Origin of the sequence: Evansella halocellulosilytica, assembly GCF_002335745.1 — a bacterium.
Lineage (GTDB): Bacteria > Bacillota > Bacilli > Bacillales > Salisediminibacteriaceae > Bacillus_CA > Bacillus_CA halocellulosilytica.
Genome location: NZ_NIST01000001.1, coordinates 3,522,167 through 3,544,872 on the forward strand (window position 1 = coordinate 3,522,167; position 22,706 = coordinate 3,544,872).

General features: G+C 36.0%; 16 protein-coding genes and 1 pseudogene. 14 read left to right on the plus strand and 3 right to left on the minus strand.

Going from position 1 to position 22,706, the window contains the following annotated elements; genetic code table 11:
* Positions 1-65 precede the first annotated feature (65 nt).
* The 3 genes from CD001_RS16835 to CD001_RS16845 all read right to left on the minus strand — a co-directional run bounded on the left by CD001_RS16835 (position 66) and on the right by CD001_RS16845 (position 3,276).
* Positions 66-1,532, minus strand: a complete 1,467-nt coding sequence (locus CD001_RS16835) for a glycosyltransferase family 4 protein (protein ID WP_096188799.1) — start codon at positions 1,530-1,532, stop codon at positions 66-68.
* A complete protein-coding gene (locus CD001_RS16840; RefSeq protein WP_096188800.1) occupies positions 1,529-2,629 on the minus strand; it encodes a CotS family spore coat protein in 1,101 nt (366 codons plus the stop codon). The genes CD001_RS16835 and CD001_RS16840 overlap by 4 nt, the downstream gene beginning before the upstream one ends.
* Positions 2,630-2,865: 236 nt before the next feature.
* Positions 2,866-3,276 (minus strand): hypothetical protein, encoded by a 411-nt coding sequence (locus CD001_RS16845; RefSeq protein WP_096188801.1) that lies wholly within the window; start codon positions 3,274-3,276, stop codon positions 2,866-2,868.
* Positions 3,277-4,022: 746 nt separating this feature from the next.
* On the opposite strand from CD001_RS16845, the gene CD001_RS16850 reads away from it, so the two are divergent.
* The 14 genes and pseudogenes from CD001_RS16850 (at position 4,023) to CD001_RS16915 (ending at position 22,680) form a co-directional block, all read left to right on the plus strand.
* The gene (locus tag CD001_RS16850) at positions 4,023-5,123 is read left to right on the plus strand and encodes a polysaccharide deacetylase family protein (protein ID WP_096188802.1); all 1,101 of its coding nucleotides are present in this window, start codon (positions 4,023-4,025) and stop codon (positions 5,121-5,123) included.
* 242 nt (positions 5,124-5,365) lie between these two features.
* Positions 5,366-8,950: a dynamin family protein gene (locus CD001_RS16855; RefSeq protein WP_096188803.1), complete on the plus strand. Its 3,585-nt coding sequence runs from the start codon at positions 5,366-5,368 to the stop codon at positions 8,948-8,950.
* Positions 8,951-9,793: 843 nt separating this feature from the next.
* A complete protein-coding gene (locus CD001_RS16860; RefSeq protein WP_096188804.1) occupies positions 9,794-10,651 on the plus strand; it encodes a CvfB family protein in 858 nt (285 codons plus the stop codon).
* A gap of 374 nt (positions 10,652-11,025) precedes the next feature.
* Positions 11,026-13,185, plus strand: a complete 2,160-nt coding sequence (locus CD001_RS16865; RefSeq protein ID WP_096188805.1) for a type IA DNA topoisomerase — start codon at positions 11,026-11,028, stop codon at positions 13,183-13,185.
* Positions 13,186-13,369: 184 nt separating this feature from the next.
* A complete protein-coding gene (locus CD001_RS16870) occupies positions 13,370-14,143 on the plus strand; it encodes an IclR family transcriptional regulator (RefSeq protein ID WP_096188806.1) in 774 nt (257 codons plus the stop codon).
* Between the two features lie 289 nt (positions 14,144-14,432).
* A pseudogene (locus CD001_RS16880) lies at positions 14,433-15,598 on the plus strand (CaiB/BaiF CoA transferase family protein).
* Between the two features lie 18 nt (positions 15,599-15,616).
* Entirely contained in the window at positions 15,617-16,597 is a 981-nt protein-coding gene (locus CD001_RS16885; RefSeq protein ID WP_096188809.1) for an MBL fold metallo-hydrolase, read from the plus strand.
* A gap of 3 nt (positions 16,598-16,600) precedes the next feature.
* The gene (locus tag CD001_RS16890) at positions 16,601-17,362 is read left to right on the plus strand and encodes an SDR family NAD(P)-dependent oxidoreductase (RefSeq protein WP_096188810.1); all 762 of its coding nucleotides are present in this window, start codon (positions 16,601-16,603) and stop codon (positions 17,360-17,362) included.
* Positions 17,363-17,387: 25 nt separating this feature from the next.
* Entirely contained in the window at positions 17,388-18,551 is a 1,164-nt protein-coding gene (locus CD001_RS16895; protein WP_096188811.1) for an ABC transporter substrate-binding protein, read from the plus strand.
* 19 nt (positions 18,552-18,570) lie between these two features.
* Complete coding sequence (locus CD001_RS16900; RefSeq protein ID WP_179298793.1) at positions 18,571-19,545, plus strand: aldose 1-epimerase; 975 nt, start codon at positions 18,571-18,573, stop codon at positions 19,543-19,545.
* A 107-nt stretch (positions 19,546-19,652) separates the two neighbouring features.
* Positions 19,653-19,940 (plus strand): Gfo/Idh/MocA family oxidoreductase, encoded by a 288-nt coding sequence (locus CD001_RS26955; RefSeq protein WP_257009842.1) that lies wholly within the window; start codon positions 19,653-19,655, stop codon positions 19,938-19,940.
* A gap of 69 nt (positions 19,941-20,009) precedes the next feature.
* Positions 20,010-20,780: a Gfo/Idh/MocA family protein gene (locus CD001_RS16905; protein WP_257009843.1), complete on the plus strand. Its 771-nt coding sequence runs from the start codon at positions 20,010-20,012 to the stop codon at positions 20,778-20,780.
* The gene (locus CD001_RS16910) at positions 20,777-21,679 is read left to right on the plus strand and encodes a sugar phosphate isomerase/epimerase family protein (protein ID WP_096188813.1); all 903 of its coding nucleotides are present in this window, start codon (positions 20,777-20,779) and stop codon (positions 21,677-21,679) included. The genes CD001_RS16905 and CD001_RS16910 overlap by 4 nt, the downstream gene beginning before the upstream one ends.
* 95 nt (positions 21,680-21,774) lie before the next feature.
* Entirely contained in the window at positions 21,775-22,680 is a 906-nt protein-coding gene (locus CD001_RS16915; RefSeq protein ID WP_096188814.1) for a fumarylacetoacetate hydrolase family protein, read from the plus strand.
* The last annotated feature ends 26 nt before the right edge of the window (positions 22,681-22,706 follow it).

Below are 22,706 nucleotides of genomic sequence, written 5' to 3' on the forward strand. Positions count from 1 at the left end.
ATGTGGTAGCCTCATCATCTGCAACTGTTTTTTAGATTTTCAAATACCTCTTCTTTTATAACTTATCATCTTCTTCTTACAAGACGTTTTTTTTTCTTTTTATACGAACGAATCATTAAGAAAGGAGAGGTTGGAGGATTGTTTTCATACTGATAAGTTCTTTCTGGAATCGTTTCCTCATTCATTGGTTCATTCAATTCCATGCCTCCATTATGATTATTTGCTAACTCTAAATTAACTTCTAATTCATCTTTAACTGAAGACTCTTCATCCAATGACGATTGTAGCATAGTGTCTGAATTAATTTCTTGTTCATTAATTTTATTTGCTTGAGAACCTTCTTCTAGTGTAACAGTACCTCCTCCAAGTGGCGAATTGTTCGCAATATTAGACTCGACTTCATTCCATACTTCCATTATATCATTCACGACACGACTCCAATGAAATTGTTGTTCTGCAAGTGACCGCCCATATTTACCCATTTTTGTTCGAAAGGAATCATCGGATAATAGAGGCGATAAATGGTCGACAAAGCTTTGTGGGTCTTCAGGATTATCAACTATAAATCCGTTTTTTCCATTTTCAATTACTTCTGGATTACCTCCTCTAGCTGTCGTGATAATCGGTAGCCCTGCTGCCATTGCTTCGTAATGCACTCTAGCAAGTGGTTCTTGCCATTGGGAAGGGCAAACAAATATATCTGCTGCCGCAAACCATTTATGAATTTCTTCTGGTGATACAAAACCAGTAGTAATTACCGGTAACGGCATTCTTTCTGCAAGTGCCCTTACATATGCAACATAGTCAGTTACTTTATCATCACTGAACCATTTACTACCTACTAAAACTACGGCAAGATCGGGGTGTTTTTTTGATAAATCCGGAAGTGCTTGAATAAGAATATCTGCACCTTTATTTGCAGAAAGACGGCCAGCAAATAAAATAACTTTTTTATTTAGCAAGTCATGGGCAGAACGGATTTCATTCCTTATTTTCTTACCTGTCGACGTATAAGCCGGTACGAATTTATCTAAATCAACACCAGAATAAATTGTTTTCGTTTTTCCTTCAGCTTCTGGAAACAAACTTACAATCGTCTCACCAATATAGTTGCTAATCGTAATAATTTTCTCAACTTCTTGAACTGCACGTGCACCTTCTTCTTGACTAATTTTCTCTCGTTTAAACATATCGTTATGCATGCTTAATATAAGCCGAGATGTTGGTGCGACTTCCCTTATCGGACCGACTAAACGAGGACGATTAAATATGTGAATAACGTCAAATTGTTCATTTTGAATATATTTTACTACACCTTGTTGATACGTCTCCAGAAGACCTCCTTGAACACGTACATAGTTAATTCCATCAACTGTTTCATTATTAGGTAAAGATTCATCCGACCTTCCTAAAACAGTAATCTCGTGATTTTTACTTAAAGTGGGGAGGGCACCAGCAATATACGTTTGTATGGCTCCACCACGAATCGGTGGGACTGGTAATTTTTCCGTACAAACTATTAAAACTTTCATTCAAATGTGCCTCCTTTAAATGACTGCTTTAACTCTTCAATAGCAGGCCACTTTGTTTTATCAGATTCTACGATACGGTTACAGAGTGCATCAAGTTCTCCATCCATAAATATTGTTGGTTCAAATAAAATTTCTTTTACATTTTTATAAAATAAGTTAGGCAATGTCATATCAACAATTAATACTTCAAACAAGTCGGCGTCGATTGGATTTGCTTCATGATAAGCTTTAATCATTTCTTTCATCCATGTCACATCCCATGTCCCTAAGTCATCCATAGTTCCTGTAATCAATTTTCGTAAATCTCTTATTCCTAAATCATAAGCAACACCATCTAAATCAATAATCCATACTCCACCTGGTCCCATTTGACCATTTGACCACCCATAATCTTGATGTACTAACCCCCACTCAACATTTCCTATACTAATAAGTTTTTCGTAAGGGGAGTTTTCAAGATTTTGTAGAGCTTCAATTGCTTGTAATTCAAACATATCAATGACTGAGAGTATTGTTTTGCTTGCAGGCATTTCAGAATAGGCATTCGCAATATTCCTGAACCACTCCATCTTATTTACTACTTTTTTATAAGTTTTCGGCCATCGGTAAAGCCTACTTGCATTTTCAGCACCAGCAGGAGGGATATACCCTTTTGTCAATACATGAAATTCTCCAATTGCATGACAAAGTTGCTTTGCCCCTTCTAAATCTTTTGAAACGGGATTTAATGGTTCAATCCATTCAGCAACAAACCAAAGCTTTCCACCCATTTCAACATGGTTCTTCCCGTCTCTCGTCTTAATGATTGGTGGTACTCTAGCGCCTTTTTCTTCCACTAAATAATCTTGTGCTCCTAAGCTAAATAAACTTCTCGTCGGTCGGCGATGCAATAACTTTAAACTGTAAGGTCCTTGGTCCGTTTCTACCTTCCAAATAGCACCGCCTTTGTCTGCTTTCGTAGTTACTACCTCCATTGATTTAGCATTTAGATCATAGTTTTCTAATACTTGATGTGTCATTTGTTCAATATATTCAGGTATAAAAAATTCACCTAATGACCCATCTAAATCCCATGGAGTAATCAATTCTGTCGTCATAAAGTCCCTCCTTTGATCCATGTTCTCCTTCCAATGTATTCACACCTCGAGATAATGACTAGATAGATAACCTGTAAATATAAAAAAAACTAGATTATTGACAATGTCATCAAATACCTAAATAACAAGTTAGAATTAAAAAATGCCAGACCTCTCCTATGATACCGAATCAACATAACAAAAATCATCCGGCATCACGAAAAAAAGCCTAGCATATAAAGTCCTATGGTTAAAGTCTATTCTTCTTCTCTTATGAATATTGGTTGATCAACTCCGGCAACATCTTCATTTACGTCGTCATTATCATCTTCGTCGTTTTCATCATCATCTTCACCAAATTCACTTTGTTTTTCAAAATCGTACACTATTTCACTGCCATCTTCTAGTTCAAATTGAACTTCAATGTTAAGAAAGTCCAATGAACCGATTGCTTTTTGGACTGAATCAAGGATGTCCTCTTCACTCATATCAGCATGAAAATTTAATTCATCAAACATGCTGTAATTAATAAGATCTTCAGAAAGTTCCTCATCACCTTGATCGGTTTTCTTTACAAAGTTGACTTCATTTTCTGTAATACTGTGTTCAAACTCAAGCTCTTCCCCATTAACTAATTCAACTTCAATTTTCACTTCATGAATATTCAATATTATTCCTCCTTTAAAGTTTTTTGCATGATTAAAATATGCATAAAAGAAACAACGGTATGGACAAAGTACCGAGGTGATTAGCTGAATTTTAATTTTGTGCTAATTTCATTCTTTAAACCACAGGCTTTGGCTGTGTGAAAAAACTTTTAAGGGTTGTAATCATCGGAACTATTTAAAAGGGGCGAATAGTTCGAAGCAACTCGTAGAGAATTCAGCGAAGAATCGCTCGTTGCTCCTGCGATTACTCGTCGCAGAAAAACAATGCTCCTGCGATTACTCGTCGCAGAAAAACAATGCTCCTGCGATTACTCGTCGCAGACTCCGTGCTTCTTCCTCTGCAAGATAAATCAAAGAAGAGAATGCGTCGAAGCAGCTCGTAGAGAATTCAGCGAAGAATCGCTCGTTGCTCCTGCGATTACTCGTCGCAGACTACGTGCTTCTTCCTCTGCAAGATAAATCAAAGAAGAGAATGCGTCGAAGCAGCTCGTAGAGAATTCAACGAAGAATCGCTCGTTGCTCCTGCGATTACTCGTGTCGCAAGTTTACGGGTTATTCAAAACTATTCCATTAGATCTCTATTTAAATTTCATCTCGATTGTATTAATAAGAGGAATTTACTTTAAGCTATATCTGTACCTTTCATTTGTAATTAAAAATTTGTCAAAGATATATCGATTTGAAGTATTTCTCCTTATTATTGGGAAACATACGACTGAAACTATAAAGAAGGAGATTACTTTAATATGAAACAATCCCATTTAAAACAAAATCCTCTCATTAAAATAAGTATTGCTCTATCTGCGATAATAATCATGATCAATTTATTCCCTAGTTTAATCGTTGCAGCACAGGAATCGAGCCTATTAGAGGCACCTATAAATATCGATAATCAAGACATTGATACAAAATACTTACTAAGAGATGGTCATTTAATGGTTCCTGCCTTATTTTTTAAGAATACTGGTGCAAAAGTAAATTGGAATGAACAATTCGAATCCGTTGTTTTCCAAGTTGGTGAAAAGAAAGTTGCTGCACCAATCGGAAAGACGTATACCGACATTTTTAATCCAGACACGAGGCAGTGGGAACGAGGTGAACTATCAGTTTCCCCGTTAAGCGCGAATGGACAAACATTCGTTCCATTAAGAGAAATCGCAAATGAGCTCGGGTTTAATGTTCATTATCGCCCCGACTTAAAAAGAACGATCATCCAAACGAATATTCCAAGAGTAGGAAAACGAATCGGTTCGGGGGGCACGAAAGAAAAACTTGTTGCTTTAACATTTGATGATGGACCAGATCTAACGTATACGCCGCAAATATTAGATATCTTAAAAGATAAAGGTGTAAAAGCTACGTTCTTCGTTGTCGGAAATCAAATTCAAAAATATCCTGAGATGATGCAAAGAATTGTTAAAGAAGGACACGCATTAGGTAACCATACTTTCTCTCATCCGAAACTACCGAATCAAACGACTGCAGAAGTGACTGAAGAACTTTTAACAACACAAGAAGCAATATCTGATACTGTAGGACGAAGACCAGACTTGTTTCGTCCACCATATGGCATGTTAACGAAAGCCGATGAGCAAGTGCTTCATGATTACGGTTTCCGCATTGTGCTATGGTCTGTCGATACGCTCGACTATACAGGATTAGCTGCAGAGAATATTTTAGAAATCGTCGAACGAGATATTTCTCCTGGAGGAATTGTTCTGCAACATAATATTGATACAAATCCACATTTATTAGACGGGACTGTAGAAGCATTACCACAAATGATTGATAAGCTAAGAGCGCAAGGCTACTCATTCGTGACCGTTCAAACTTTATTAGACGAATAACCTTATTTTAATATCCCGGAACCTTCGTAAAAGCGATGATCTTTTACAATGCTTTTTAGGTTATCCGGGATATTTACCTACTAGAAGATGCCCAAAAGTCCGGGAATAATAACTTTTGTATCTTTGTGTTAACTCATTTCCCCGCTACTACAATTAGTTTTTTCAGTTTTTTTCGACCATAAACTCTTCTATTTTAATTCAAAGTTCGTTATAGTGTTAATTGGTAGAAAGGGGAAGGACGCATGTCAATAGTACAAGATAAATGGCAGCTTGATTCTCTTCCATATTCTGATGAAGAGAAAGATCGTTTACAATTATTAGAGGAAAAGCAAAACAATCACACATTTGAGATCGCATTTTGTGGACACTTTTCTGCTGGTAAATCATCATTATTAAATCGTTTACTCGGAGCAGAATTGTTACCAACAAGTCCAATTCCAACGAGTGCAAATATTATACGAGTTGAGAATGGGCAGTTAGGTTTATCGGTTAAGTCAAACGATGGAAAGAACAAAACATGGGCAGGGGAAATTCCATGGAATGAAGTACGCCAATGGGGAATGGATGGTCACAACATTTCTGAAATTACAATAAAGGCAGACTTTCCTTTCTTAGGAGCGAACAGCTCGATAGTCGATACACCTGGAGTTGATTCTACTGACCGTTCTCATGAATCTGTGACAGTGGGAAAACTATATACGACAGATGCCGTTGTGTATGTCATGGATTATAATCACGTTCAATCCGAAACGAACCTATACTTTTTAAAGCAGCTATCACAGGAAAGAAAACCAATTTATATAGTCATTAATCAAATTGATAAGCATCAAGAAACTGAAATCCCGTTTACAACCTTCCGTCAATCATTAAATCATGTATTAAAACGGTGGGGAATTCAATATGTAAAACTATTTTTTACTTCCATGAAGCAGATGGACCACCCATTAAATCAATATTCTTCATTTGAGAGAGAGCTGAAATCGTTATTATACAATAGTCACGAAATGATTAGCTCATCTCACGACGCAATCATATCTAGTTTTTATTATGCGATGGAAAATCGATTACAAGAAGAGAAGCTCGAAAAAGTGAATCGTTTGAAGCAGCAAATGGAGACTGAAGGATATAGTTTTAACCAGCTTTCAGAAAAAGAGGAATTAGAAAAACAACTACACTTCATAAAAAATTATCAAGATGACATAACAGATGATTTTCATCATCATATAGGAAAACTGTTCAACAATGTTACTTTATTTCCATTTACGACAACTGATTTAACGAGGCAGTGGATAGAAAGCTTAAAACCAGGCTTTAAGGTCGGTATCTTATTTTCTAAAAAGAAAACAGAAGAAGAGCGGGAAAAAAGGTTGACTCGTTTAATAGAAGATTTGCAAGATAAAATCAAAACACAGTTGCTTTTTCATATTCAAAGCTATTTTCAGCAAGTGGATCGTTCTACTTTGATAAATAAGGAAAGATTTGAGAAATCTGTAAATGAACTTAATTATGACGTACCAAACGAGCTGTTAAAGAGTCATGTGAAAACAGATTATACAAATAGAGATTATGTTTATACTTTTACGAAAGAGATAACCGAGATCATCTCTAGAGATATTAAAGGAAAAGCAAAGAAAACACTTGAAATCCAAATAGATGAAATGAAAGAATACATGGAGAAAAAACAAAGAACGATCGAAAAACAAATCGAACAATTGAAAAAAATATATGCATATGATGAGAAGTTGCAGCTAATTAATCAAACATATGACACGTATATTGAAGACATTCAAACGATGCTCCCTACATTTTCGTATTCGCTGTTCACAAAAGAGTTATCCCTTATTACTAACAAAGACTTTCCTACTCATACATCTAATTCTTTAGCAAGAATGACTCTACCTAGTGACGGCGTGATTGATACAGAGTGGCAAGTGGATGAATCGGAAAATATCCCTGATTTTTCTGAAGATGACACATTCCAATGGATAACAACAGTTAAAAGTGCGATTCAGTCATTTACGACCAATACGTTATTATCTGAAGAACGTGAGCGATTACTTAGCCGTATTGCGCGTTATGAAAACCAATCATTTGTTATTTCGCTGTTTGGTGCTTTTAGTGCTGGTAAATCAAGCTTTGCTAATGCTTTAATTGGAGAAAGCATTTTACCTGTATCACCTAATCCAACTACAGCAACGATTAATACTGTAAAGAAATCAGATGATAACCATGCTCATAGATCAGCAAAAATTTCGTTTAAGTCTAGGGAACAATTGAATGAAGAAATAAAAACAGTAAGTAATCAAATCGATGAGTCTTTTTCAATCGACTCGCTTCTAAACTGGACTCCGGATAAAAGCAAACACCAAACAAGCTGGGAAAAAACATATGTCGACTATTTATTAACATTACAAAAAAGCATCAAGCATACTCCATACACCTTAGGGGAAACGATTACAAAAGATTTGAAGGAATTAGATCATTACGTTACAAATGAAGAGGTTGCTTGTTTAATTCAAGAAACGACCATTTACTATGATTGTGATTTGACAAATAAAGGTATAGTTTTAGTAGATACTCCAGGAGTAAATTCGATACATGGTCGACATACAAATGTCGCCTTTCAACAAATGAAAAAATCTGATGCTATCTTTTATTTAACGTATTATAATCATGCCTTTTCTAAAGCAGATGAATATTTCCTGCAACAAATAGGAAAAGTGAACGAAAGCTTTGCATTTGACAAATTATATTTTATTATTAACGCTTCCGATTTGGCAGCAAATGAAAATGAGTTAAACGGTGTGAAAAAGCACGTTTATGACCAGCTGTTAAGAAATGGAATTAACAGTCCTCGATTATATGATTTATCAAGCAAGCAAGGGCTGCAAGCTAAAAATGGAATGGATCAAAGAAGTTCCAGTTTTTCAAAGTTCGAAGCGGCATTTTATCAACAAACAATTTTAGAATTAAAAGCACTTAGTTACAATATGATCGTCAATCAATCTGAACAATATAGAGAAAAACTCGATGAAAGTATTCAATTTTTGAACGAAGATGAAGCAGTTAAGCAAAAACGATATGAAGAGATGCAACAAATAGTGAAAGCAACGACTGCGGAAGTGAAAGAATCCTCTTTTGATTTCGTTCATCGAGACTTATTACAAGAGTTTGATCAATTAACATTATACTTGCGTGAAAGAATGAAATTTGTTTTAAATGATTATTTTCCTGCAGCGATAAATGTGGCAACGGTTAATGGAAATACGAAAAGAGAATTGCAAACTCAACTTATCGGAGCAATGAAGGAATGGAAAGGACTAGGGGAATATTTTTTAAAACAAGAGCTTGAAGCAACATCTGTAAGGCTGGAAGCTAAAATGTCTGAAAGAGCCGTTTTGTGGCTGAATGAGGAAATGAGAGGTATTCAAAAACAGATACCGACTATTACACTTGACCATAGCGATGCGGATTTCACAAAAGATTTATCGCTAACAATGCCAAACTGGAAGTTGAATATTCAATTAGAAAATTTCACTTCATATATAAAATCTAAAAAGGATTTTTTTGAAGGCGGAACGATAAAACAATTAAAAGAACAATTAGTTCAAAAAGGTACTGATGAATCAAGCAAGCTCATTTCACATTTTGCTGAAGCTTTCACAAACAATTTAGATAGTGTTCTCGTGGAGCTAGAAAACAATTTGAAAAATAAATTAATTCATTTACTACAACATGAACTAAAACATTCTGAAGCTCTGCTGGATAAACAGTCGCAAAGCTTATTAGAAGAAGAACTTGAACAATTATATAAATATCTTTTATAAAGAAGGGCTGACGGACTGTCAATCGTGTTCCAATCGTCTAAATAGTGATGTATGGTCGTTTGAACATGAACGGGCAGTCCTCATTAATTTTCTACTTATGTCACGGGAAGTGTTAAAATAATAGATGCGAACGGAATAATTTTGAGGTGAGACGGATGAAGTTAACTAATGATGCAAGTGTATTTCTGAAGAAGCTTGCAGATAAACAACCGAAAAAAGCATTTCGTATTGGATTTAATGAAAAGAGTACATGAGGAAAGTCAAAATTCAACTTAACTCTGGATGAGTTAAATAAAGACGATCATTATTTAATTATTGATGGGCTAACCTTTATATATCAAAACTGCGTTGCTAAACATATTGATCGACTATCTATTCGTTATGACGAAGGTAGATTAACATTAAACGACTGCTTAAAAACTGACAAAAGTGAACACTAATAAATAATAATGGGGGCTGTCCAAAAAGTTTTGAGAAAGCCTTATTTTCATTTATTAGATCTAAAAAAATTCAAAACCGCTATCACCTGACGCTTTCATCCAGTAGTCCAAAGCGTCATCATTTGAGACAACCTCATCAATTATGCGTTTAACGATGATTGTATTATGCTACATGTTTTTCGCTAGCTTGCGGTACAGTATTTCGACGTAAACATATTATGTTCGATTTAGCGAATGTGACAAATACTTACATAACCGCGTTTAACTTTGATGTATTGATGTGAAAAAGTGTGAGCAAATACAGAACGCTTCATTTAAATAGCATTTTACTAACCGTTGATTTATCAGCTATAATATTTTACAAAGCTGTAAATTGCAGAAAATATGTTGAAAGTAGGTTTTTATGATTATGCAGTTTCAAGTAGGAGAATTACATACACTTAAAGTGATCCACAAAACTAAAAATGGTTTTCATTTGTCAAATGGTAGTAATGAGACAATCCTTCCTTTTTTTGAAATAACAGATCCGATAAACAAGGGTGATGAAATTACCGTATTTTTCTATTTAAATAAAGATGGCAAAATTGCCCCAACAATGAAAATACCTTTCGTTTCTTTTGACCAGTTTGGCTGGGCGGATGTTGTTGATCGAGTTGATAATCTAGGTGTATTTGTTAATATCGGCACAGCAAAGGAAGTTCTTGTATCAAAGGATGACCTTCCATTAAAAGAAAATGTTTGGCCAGTTGCTGGCGACCAATTATTTGTTAAGTTAGGTCTTGATAAAAAAGGACGGTTGCTTGCATTACCAGCAGGTGAATATGATATCGTGAAACAAATGACACACGCCGAGAAAAAAATTATTCATCATGAAGTAAACGGACGTGTGTATCGATCAACAAAAATTGGCACATTTGTTCTTACAGAAGAAGGGTATCGTGGATTTATCCATTACACAGAGCGAAAAGAAGAGCCACGTCTCGGTGAATATGTAGAAGGGAGAATTATCGGTGTCAAGGATGATGGAACAATTAATATCTCACTAAGGTCAGAAAAAGTTCCTGCAATGGATGAAGACGCTAACCGCATTTTAACATATTTACAAGAGAACGAAGGTGAGATGCCTTTTGGAGATAAAAGTGATGCTAATACGATCCGAGAAACGTTCAAAATTAGTAAATCCGCCTTTAAAAGAGCATTAGGTAAACTCATGAAAGAAAAGAAAATTGAACAAAAAAATGGGAAGACATTTTTGAAATAACTATCCGCCTGTAAAACGGGCGGTTTTAATTTCGCCCTATACGGGCACTTTACGACCAGATTCCCTTAAGGGACCTATTTAATTGGGGGTGTCGCAAAAATTAGTTTAAGGACGCTAGCTTTTCTATGGTCGTAATTAATCGTGAATTTATTATGATATTTTACGGAATTATGATAAAATAAGAACAAACATTCGTTCGATCCCTCATTCACTCCCGCTTAGTCAGTAAACTGCATTCCCATCCAAAATTTCTATAGAACTAGGTGATGCCATTATGATATTAGTTGCAGAAAAGCCTGATCAAGGTGTTAAATTAGCTGCTCCATTTCCATGTAAAAAAATGCAAGGATACATAACAATTGAGGGGGGAGAACATGCTTAGTGTTATAATTTCAGAGAAACCTTCTGTTGCTAAAAATATTGCGGATGCGTTAAAGATTAAGTCTAAGAAGGAAGGGTACTTTGAAGGAAAGGATTATATTGTTACATGGGCTTTTGGCCATTTATTACAGCTTTATGACGCCAAAGATTACGATAAGGGTATGACAAGGTGGAATATGGACAACTTTCCTTTTATCCCTTCCAATTTTCGTTATAAAGTTAAAAGTGATCCCCGAAATAAAGGGAAAGAAGATTTTCGTGCCAAAAAGCAGTTGAAAATCATATACAGTTTAATCAATCGAAATGACGTAGATACTGTTATATCTGCTTGTGATTTTGATCGGGAAGGACAAATAATTGGGGACACGATTATTTACAACCTTAAGACTCAAAAGAAGGTGTATCGCTTATTACTAAACGAATGGACACCAGATGAAGTGTTAAAAGGAATCCGAAGCATAAAACCAAATAAAGAAATGAAATCACTTCAAGATGCAGGTATAAGCCGACAATGGGCAGATTGGGTCATCGGAATTAATTTAACTTCTGTGGCAACATTGAAGTATCAAAAAGGTTCTGGTAAGGCACTGAACATTGGAAGAGTGCTACTTCCAACCTTAAAAATAATTTATGATCGAGATAAAGAAATTGAAAACTTTGTACCTAAAGATTATTTTAAATTAGCAGCTAAATTTAAAACAAAAGATGGTAATGAGTACGAAGGGACATATGTGGAATATGAAGAGGATAAATTTAAGAATAAGGAAACGTTGGAGTTAATACAAAAAGCTCTAATTAATCAAACAGCCACAATTTTAGACAAAAAAGTTGAACTAAAAAAAGAATATCCCCCATATTTATTTAATCTTTCAAACTTACAGGGGTTTATAACGAATAAATATAAAGGCTGGACTTCTGACAAAGTTCTTAAAGTGGCTCAATCTCTTTATGAAAAGAAATATATTACATATCCACGTACTGCCAGTGTAGTATTGGAAGAAAGCTTAGTAGATAAGGCAGCAAAGGTACTAAATAACTTAAAAAAAGGATTACCATATGAAAACGAAATTACATTTGCAAAGAAAAAACGTGTTTTTGATAACTCAAAGGTAGAAAGTCACAGTGCAATAACTCCGACATATTTACTTCCAAAATCCTTAACGAAGGATGAGGAAATTGTGTATAATGCAATCAAAAATCGTTTTATTATGCAGTTTATGCCTATTGCTAAACATGAAGAAACTAAAATAATGACTAAAGCAAATATGGATGATATAAAAGGTTTGTTTATATCAAAAGGAAAAGTACAGTTGGTTGAAGGGTGGAAAAAGGTTGAGAAAATTGAATCTAAGGATACTATCCTCCCTCAAGTAAAAATAGATGAAGTTGTTAGCATTATAGATCAAAAATTGACTTCTCATGTGACAAAACCACCAAAACATCATACGGAAAAAACGTTACTTAGAGTAATGGAAACATGCGGTAAAGGCAAAGAGGATGAAGAAAGTGTAGTAATGATGGAGAATATATTAAGTGGCTATAGTATAGGTACACCAGCTACAAGGGCTGAAACAATTAAAAAACTAAAAGTTGTTGGCTATATAGCTATTCAAAATAAAAATTTAACCTGCACAGAACTAGGGAAAAAGTTAGTTGAAACATTTCCAGTAAAGGAATTATTTGATTTAGAATTCACTGGTAGATTGGAAAAAACATTGTCTGATATTGAAAAGCACAAGTTTACAAAGGAAAGTTTCTTGAACTTAATTTTTGATTTTACAACTGATGCTGTTAAAACAATTAAAAATGAAAAAGACATCATTATTAATAAAATATCAAATGAAAGGAAATCAATTGAGGTTCTTGGAAAGTGTCCTCTTTGTAGGAATGGAATTATTGAAGGAAAAAAAGGCTTTGGATGCAGCAACTGGAAAAATGGCTGTAAATATGTCATTTGGAAAAATGATAAATATTTAGCGTCGATGAAAAAGAAACCAACAAAAACAATGGTAAAAAGTCTTTTAAAAAATGGAGTCGTTTTGGTTAAAGGACTAACGAGTAAAAAAGGTAATAAGTTTGATGCTAATTTACGTTATGAGAAAAATTCTGATAACGAATTTTTTAGTTGGAAGATGGAGTTTCTTGAAAAGTAAAACATGTTAAAAGTGACCTTAACATGATTAGAAAATTGTTGATTATGATAACGGGTTCCGTTACATTTGGGGAGTGTTGATCCTCCTTGAGGCCAACACTCCCAAACTTCCATTTCTCCCCTTTGTCCGACACAGTATGTTATAATAGTAAAAATCATTTTTTATATAGAAAGGGATATGTGTGATGTGTGCAAAGCCGAATAAAAAGTATACGGTTCCATCCGTAGACAAGGCGATTGATGTGCTCATGTTGTTAAGTGAAAATCCAAATTTGTCTTTAAATCAAGTTGTCGAAACTTTAGGCTTTTCTATGAGCACTTGCTATAACATTCTAAATACTTTACAAAACAGAGGTTTGGTAGAAAAGGATTCATTAACTGCCCGTTATTCTCTAGGTTTAACCTTAATGAGATTAGGAATGGAAATCTATGAAAAGATTGATATTCGGATAATTGCCCACCCCGTCATGAAGGACCTAGTAAATAAGTTTGGAGAAACGAGCTATTTATCTAGTATTGACAAGAGCACTTACGAGGGTGTGGTTTTAGATAAAATAGAAAGTCTAAAAACGGTTACAGTAGTAAGGTCAATAGGAAGTAGAGTTCCTCTATATGCTTCTGCAACAGGAAAGTCCTTATTATCGGGTTTGTCACCTGCAGAACTAGAAGAATACCTTCAAACTGTTTCATTTTACAAATATACTGAAAACACCATTACGCAAGCAGAAGAGTTAAAAAATGAATTAGAGAAAATTAAACAGCAGGGGTATGCTATTACCGAAGATGAGATGGGTGACGGTGCTTCGTCAGTTAGTGTACCCATTAATGATTATCAAGGAAATGTGATTGCTGCTATGAGTGTTGCGGGTCCTATCGATCGAATGAAGAATCTTATTCCGCAAATTATACCTGAAGTAAAAGTTTCAGCAGAAAGAATATCTGAGCTGTTAAGAAGATAGGTTTAAACAAATTTATAGCTGTTCACTTCTCGGAGAGCTTCTTTCAAATAGATGGAAAGAAGCTCTTTTTTGCTTTTTCTTATTAAAGTATTTTAAAGTATTATGTCGAATTTTTTATTTTTAGAAAAATTTGATTATTTACATTGACAACGAAAGGAAATGTGTTGTATTATTCCAATAAGATATTTTTACAAATAAAAAATTAATTTTATATATATAAAATAGGAGGGTGGAAGGATTGGAAGATGGTGCGTTGAAAGGGCTTCGAGTTTTGGAAATTGCACATCACATGGCAGGTCCAATTGCAACACAAAAGCTTGGAGATATGGGGGCAGAAGTGATTAAGGTAGAGCCGCCTGGTCTAGGTGAGTGGACACGGTCAAGACCGATTGGCAATGCTTGGGTAGGGGAAATCAATTCCTCTCTTATTGCTTTAAATCGAAACAAAAAGAGTATCACACTAAATCTTAAATCTAAGCAAGGGTTGAATATTTTTTATGACCTCGTAAAAAAATCCGACATTATTGTTAGTAACTATCGCCCAACAGTACATAAACGGCTTGGAACGGACTATGAGACCGTAAAGGAAATCAATTCAAGGATCATTTACTGTTCCATAACAGGCTATGGTGAAACAGGCCATATGAAAAGAGACCAGGACAAGATCTCATCATTCAGGCATTATCCGGGGTCGTTTGGAATTCTGGGAGAAAGAGTGACCCTCCAATCCCACTTGGAACATTTGTCATTGATGCTGCAACGGGAAATCTTGCATTAGCAGGGATTACGACTGCTTTATACAGCCGTGAAAAAACCGGAAAAGGACAAAAAATTGAAGTAAATTTATTAAGTTCTATAATGGATGTGCAAATTCAAGAATTTACAACCTATCTTAATTGTGGGATATTGCCTCAGCGGAGTGATGAAATCATGGGTCATCCTTTTATTAATAGTCCTTATGGTATTCACAAAACAAAGGATGGCTATTTAGCATTAGCGATGACACCATTTGAAAAACTATCAAAAGCATTAGAGTGTAACGAACTAATGACTTATCAAAAATGGGTCGATGGTCAAACGTACAAGGATGAGATTTTTAACATTGTTTCTAAAGTGCTAGAAACGAAAAACACGAGTGAATGGATTGAACAGCTGGATGCACATGATGTGTGGTGTGGTCCTGTCTATACCTATGAAGAAGTAGAAGCTGATCCACAAATTCAACATAATAAAACCATACAAGTCGTACACCATCCAAAATACGGGGATTTAAAAGTAGTAGCCAATCCAATTACATTTTCGGACACACCTGTTTCTTATCAAATGGGGCCTCCAGACTTAGGGGAGCACAATGCTGATATTTTGAGAGAGTTAGGGTACAGTGAGGAGAAAATCGACTTATTGAAGAAAGACCATATTATTCAAAGGGAACAACCTAAAACATACAAGATATAAAAGGAAAGGAGAATCGAAATGTCCTACAAAGTAACCGATATAAAACAAGGCCTTTATCAAATTAGTAGTCCTTTAGGTGTTCGGTATATCCATCAGTATTTAATGGTTGAAAATGAAAGCGTTCTATTAATTGATGTTGGAATGAAAGAAACACCTACAGAAGTTCTTCAACCTGCTTTACAAGAATTAGATTTATCTATGAATCAATTAAAAACAGTAGTTATCTCTCATGCGGATGTGGATCATTTTAGTGGGGGTGCTAGTCTAAAGGATTTAGCTAAGCATGTCACATTAATGGCACACAAGCGAGATGCCCCATGGATAGAATCAAAGAAGAAAATCATGGAAGAACGATATTTTTATTATGAACCGTTCGGTGTTTCTCATGATGAGGAAACGAAGCAATGGTTTAAAGATGGACTGCAGGAAACAAATGTAGATATTCAATTAAATGGGAATGAATCGATACACCTAGGATCTGATCGGTACATAGATATTATACATACTCCAGGACATACTCCAGGTCATCTTTCCTTTTATGATCGAAAAAATCGTGCATGTATCATCCTAGACGCTATATTGTGGAAGGGACTATATGATGTAGAGAAAAAGATTGTCAGTCCACCACCGTACTACACCATTTCTTCTTATCTAAAATCGATTGAAAAGATTATGTCGCTTGATATTGACGTGTTACTAACCGGACATTATGACGTAATGACTGGCGAAGATGCAAAACAATTTCTACAGGAGAGTAAGGAATTTGTAACGACTGTTGAAAAGAGTATCCTTGAAATCCTGAACAAAAGTCTTGAAGCTTTATCACTTTCAGAAATCCTTGAGAAAACAAATGAGAAAGTGGGCAGCTTCAATGTAATGATGGTAGAACTAGTGGGCCCTGTTTATGCGCATTTAAAAGACTTGGAAGCCAAACAACAAGTAGAATGCATTATGAATGGGACTATACCATATTGGAAAGCAAAATGGGGAGGTCTGTAAAAAATGTTTTCACCAAATCAATTTTCAGGAAAAGTCGTTGTTGTAACTGGAGGAGGAACTGGCCTTGGCAAACAAACAAGCAAACGCTTTGCAGAAAATGGGGCCACTGTTATTCTAGCCTCCAATGATGGTCCATCCATTCAGGAAACAGAGAATGAAATTAAAGATGCTGGAGGGAGTGCGCTAGCTATTGAAACAGATGTATCAAGTAAATCTAGTGTAAAAAATATGGTGAAAAAAACTAACCAACTATACGGTGGTGTAGACATTCTAATCAATAGTGCCGCTATTTATCCAAGTAAACCCTTTGAGGAAGTGGATGTAGAAGAGTGGGATCAAGTTTTTGCGGTGAACTCCAGAGGTTACTTCCTATGTGCAAAGGAGGTGCTTACATACATGAAAAATAAACGCTGGGGAAGAATTGTTAACATTTCATCTATTACGTATTTTCTAGGCTTTAAAGATCTCGTTCATTATGTATCTACCAAAGGTGCCGCTATTGGATTTACTCGTGCACTTGCACGGGAGGTAGGGAAGCACGGGATTACCGTAAATAGTATTGCTCCAGGTGCTTTTCCAACAGCTGCTGAAGAAATTCATCCAGATCGAGAGGCATATAATCAAAAGATTCTAGATAATCAAAGCATTAAAAGAAGAGGAAATCCTGATGATATTGCAAATACGGTCTTATTCTTTGCAAGTAATGAAAGCGGATTCATATCAGGTCAAAGTCTATTAGTCGACGGTGGCTGGGCAATGGGATAAGAAAAAAAAGGTAGGAGCGTAGAATATGATTCATTTAAAAGGTATGACATGGAATCACAAAAGGGGTATTAATCCATTAGTAGCAGCATCAGAAGCGTTTATGAAGAAAAGGCTAGACGTAAAAATTACATGGGACTCTCGCTCACTTGAAGATTTTGAAGATTATCCGATTGATAAATTAGCAAATTCGTATGACATGATATTGCTCGATCATCCCTGTATCGGGACAGGTGTAACGAAACAAGCTCTTGAACCTTTAAATCAATGGATAAGTACTGAATTTTTAAGCAACCAAAAGAAGAATAGTGTTGGTGGCAGCTATGAGAGCTATACATGGGAGGGAAGGCAGTGGGCATTACCAATTGACGCAGCTTCCCAAGTTTCTGCTTACCGTCAAGATTTATTTACTAAAGTTGGACTATCATTACCTCCTGTAGCACTAGAGGAAATAGATAATTTGATTACCTTTCTTCCGAGTAACTATCAAATGGGCATCCCGTTAAATCCAACCCATTCCTTTTTAAGTTTTATCACGATATCAGCAAACATTGGGGGAGCCGATTTTTACAAGGAAGGGAAAGGTTTTAAAGAAGAGATCGGCATTCCGGTTCTTCAAAAATTAAAAAAGTGGAAAGAGAAAGCTCATCCCATTTCAATAGATTCAAATCCCATTCAAATTCTAGATTACATGACCACGACAAATGAGATTTTATATGTGCCATTTATCTTTGGTTATTCGAACTATGGGAGGAATCAATCGAACATCATCCGATTTGCAAATATTCCATCAGCACATTCTAAGCCTAGTGGAAGTATTTTAGGGGGTGTTGGCATTGCCCTGTCATCCAAGTCTAAGCATAAACAGGAATCCGTGCAATTTATGGAATATGTAACGAGTGAAGATTGTCAATGTGGGGTTTATCTAGAAAGTGATGGCCAACCTGCCTATCGAAAAGCTTGGTTAATGAAGGAAAGCAACGATCGAACCAATGACTTTTTTAGCAACACATTACAATCAATGGATTTATCTTATATCCGGCCTCGATACTACGGATATGTTGAGTTTCAAAAACGTGCTGGTGAACTTATTCATCATTTTTTAAAAAAATATAAAGAAGAGCCTAGCACGATTATTCAACAGTTAAATCAACTACATAGCACTTCACTGCTCACAACTAAAGAAGATTAATAGAAAGGAGGGGTTACTATTGCGATATAAACTAACTAAAAAAGTAGTAGAGGGGATTGAAACGTTAGTTTTAACCGATAAAGAAACACATACCGAATGTGAAATTGTACCAAGTATTGGGAATAACCTAATTCGGTTCAGTCATCAGGGAGAGTCTTTTATCTCAATACCGCCAAGTGTTAAGAAAATGAAAGACGAAGTGACCTGTTATCAATATGGAAGTGCTATTTTATTTCCACCTAATCGTGTTAAAAAGGCAACTTTTTCATATCAAAACAAAACCTATCATTTACCGAAAAATGAGGACCCAAATCATTTGCATGGGGAGCTTTGCTTTAAACCTTGGCAGGTGGTAGACACTTCGTGTGATGAATCAAATGGCTGTTCCATTACATCTCAGTTTAAATTGCAACACCATCCAACTATGATGAATTATTTTCCCCATGATTTAACATTCACGCTAACGTATGTACTAAAAGACGGAATACTTGAACTTACAGGAATGGTAGAAAATCAAGGTGAGGATGAGTCTCCTTATGCATTAGGATTTCATCCGTATTTTCCAATACCAAAGGGAAATGAGGAGCAAGTTCACCTTCGTGTGCCAGCCATCCAAGAATGGCCTGTCACTAATGAAGCTTTTGTTGAAGGACTACCGCGGGAAACTAACTTTAGTCAAGCAGTAGCGAAAGGAATGACCTTAGAGGGAGTTAATGCTTTAGATTGCTGGCTAATATCCCTTGATCAAGATGAGGATGCGATCTGTGAAATCTATTACACAAATACAGGTAAAAAATTGACATACAAACTAGATTCGAAGGCTTTTCCTTTTCTAGTTATTTTTAAGCCTGACTGGACTTCTGCGATATCATTAGAGCCCTATTCTTATGTTACTGATGGATTTAATTTGCCTTGGTCTCACGATAGAACTGGAGTAAAGGGGATAAAGCCAAGTGAGCAAATTGATTTTCATTTATCCATACAAGTGACCTAGCTAAATTCAGGTTGTAGACATCTACAGTTCGAATCGGAAGGGAGGATCGTTTGGCTTAGGCATAGATGCATGGGGTAAATATAAAAAGTACAGGAGGGAACCATTATATGAAGTTAGAGGATTTACAGCTGGAACTAAATGTTGAACCAGAACTTCCAAAACGTAAAGATTATCGCATCGGTTGTATCGGTTCTGGGTTCATCATGCGTGACTGCCATTTGGTAGCATACAAAGATGGTGGTCTTAACGCTTATGGAATTGCATCAAGAACATATGAAAATGCAAAAGAGGTTGCAGAGATGCATCATATCCCAAATGTTTATCAGTCATGGAAGGAGCTAGTTAAAGATCCAAACATTGAAATTTTAGATATTGCCATTCCTCCAGATAAGTAATTAGAGGTTGTAAAGGAAGCTGTTAAACACGATCATATTAAAGGGATTCTCTGCCAGAAGCCTTTAGCGATGAATTATGAAGAAGCACTAGAGATGGTCGAACTTTGTGAGAAGGCTGGTACCAAATTAGGTGTGAACTCAAATATGCGCTACGACTCATCAATGCGTGCGCTGAAATCAATTATCGATGAGGGCTATTTAGGCAAGATCGTTCTCGCAACGATTGAAATGCGAGCGATTCCGCACTGGCAAGATTTCTTACATCAATATCAGACCATTGAAATTTTAAATATGGGGATTCACCATATTGATATTTTCCGATACTTATTTGGTGATCCGAAGTATATTACAGCCCTAACTAGGAAGGACCCACGTACAACCTTTGATCATATTGATGGGATTTCCCAATACACCTTCCAATATGAAAATGATTTAATGGCAACAAGTCTTGATGATGTTTGGGCATGGCAGGGGGAAGGTACAGAAGAAGACATCTACATTAAGTGGAGAGTAGAGGGTATTGATGGAATGGCTCAAGGTAAGTTTTTCTGGCCGAAGTTTCCAGATCGTTGTCCTAGTACAATAGAGTTTACATCAAAAAAAGTACCAAACCAGTGGGTACGACCTAAAATGGATCGGACTTGGTTCCCCGATGCCTTTTTAGGAACGATGTCTCAGTTGCTATGTGCGGTGGAAAACGATGAAGAGCCTGAAATTGGTGGAAGAGATAATTTGAAAACAATGGCTGCTATCGATGCATGTTATCAGTCTATTGGTGAGAAGAAGACAATTGATTTTTCACAAATTAAAAATAATATAGATGGGGGTATTAAAATATGATTTCTGTAGGTATATTTAACGGGTATTACCCGTACACGTTGGATGAAACGATTGCTAGAATAAAAAAAGATGGATTCACATCTGTCCAGTTAGATCTATCTTTTAAGGACATGGATTTAGCCCTTGAGTCGCTAACTACAGAGAAATGTCACAAGATTCGTGATGCTTTTAGAGAGGCAAACCTACCGATTGTTTCGATTTCTGGGTATACGAATATTATTCATCCAGATTCGACGAAACGAGAGGAAAATTTATTTGGTTTAAAACAATTGTTAAAGTTTGCTCGTGACTTAGGTACTCCATATGTTATCAGTGAAACAGGGACATATAATGAAGAAAGTGATTGGGTACATCACCCGAGAAATGATACAGAAGAAGCATACGAGGAAGTAGCAGAAACGATTTTAGACTTGTCCAAGTTTGCCTATGACCATGGTTCCGTATTCCTTATTGAAAACTATGTAAACAATGTGATTGGATCTGTTGAGGAAGTATCTAGACTTATATCAGATATCAACCATCCAGGATTAGGTCTACTAATGGATCCAACAAACTATTTCACAGAAAGTAATATAGGTGATGTGGATAAGGAGATTAATCGAATGTTTGATATCCTTGGAGATAAGATCAAAATCGCTCATGCGAAGGATTGTAAATTAGCCGAGGATACGTCGGAGAAGCATGCAAATATTGATGCAGTAGAATCTCATACATTTAGAGGTGCGGGTTCAGTAGAATTACCAGCACCAGGCTTAGGGGATTTAAACTACGATTTATTTGTAAAAAGACTAGCTGAAAAACATCCAAACATCCCAATCATTATTGAGCACTTAGATGAAAAGGATATTCCAAGAGCGAAAAAGTTTTTAGACGGTAAATTAAAAGAAAACGGTTGTTAAGGTAATTAAAGAGAAAACAGGCCGATATATTCGGTCTTTTCTTTAGTGTTTTATAAATACGAAATAAAAATTATATATATAAAGGGTGAGTGATCTTGCGAATCATACGATATAAAGATGAACATTCGAATACAATACTTGCTGCCTATACGGAAGAGGGGGAAATATACAATCTTCCTTTTACGAGTCTACTAGATATCGTACACCGGGCGGAGGAATGTAATTGCCCCCCAGCTTCATTAATAGAAGAAATAATTACGTCAAGTTTTCCACTAAGTGAGAAACTTCATGATCTGGAGTTGCTTACCCCCATAGAAGCCCCGGAAGTATGGGCAGCGGGTGTAACGTACCAAAAAAGTATGGAAGCTAGAAACTATGAAGCAACAGGTGGGAAGCTAAATGCGAAGACCTTTTATGACAAGGTGTATGATGCAAAACGTCCTGAAATTTTCTTCAAATCAACAAAGGAGCGTACAGTTGGGCCAAATCAAGACGTCTGTTTGAGGTCAGATTCAACTTGGCAAATTCCAGAACCTGAACTCGGTCTCGTAATTGGAAATGAAGGAAAAATCATTGGCTATACGATTGGCAATGATATGAGCTGTCGGGATATTGAAGGGGAAAATCCATTATATTTGCCACAGGCTAAAATTTGGAAACAATCATGCTCCATAGGCCCAGCGGTTCGCTTAGCAGAGACGGTTCCAAACCCCTATGATTTGACTATAACCTGCCGAATTTATCGGGATGGATCCTGTGTTTTTGAAGGGGATGCGAATACGGGTCAGTTGAAGCGGACATATGATGAGCTCGTTACTTATCTAACGCTTGACAATACCGTTTTTGAAGGGACTGTTCTCTTAACAGGCACATGTATTGTTCCACCAAATGATTTCTCATTGCAAGAGGATGATCAGATCGAAATTGAAATTGATGGAATTGGTGTTTTGATCAATATCGTCAAAAAGGTGGTGCAAATATCGGACATATCTATGTCATGAAAGGGATAAAAAGGTAAATGAAAGGT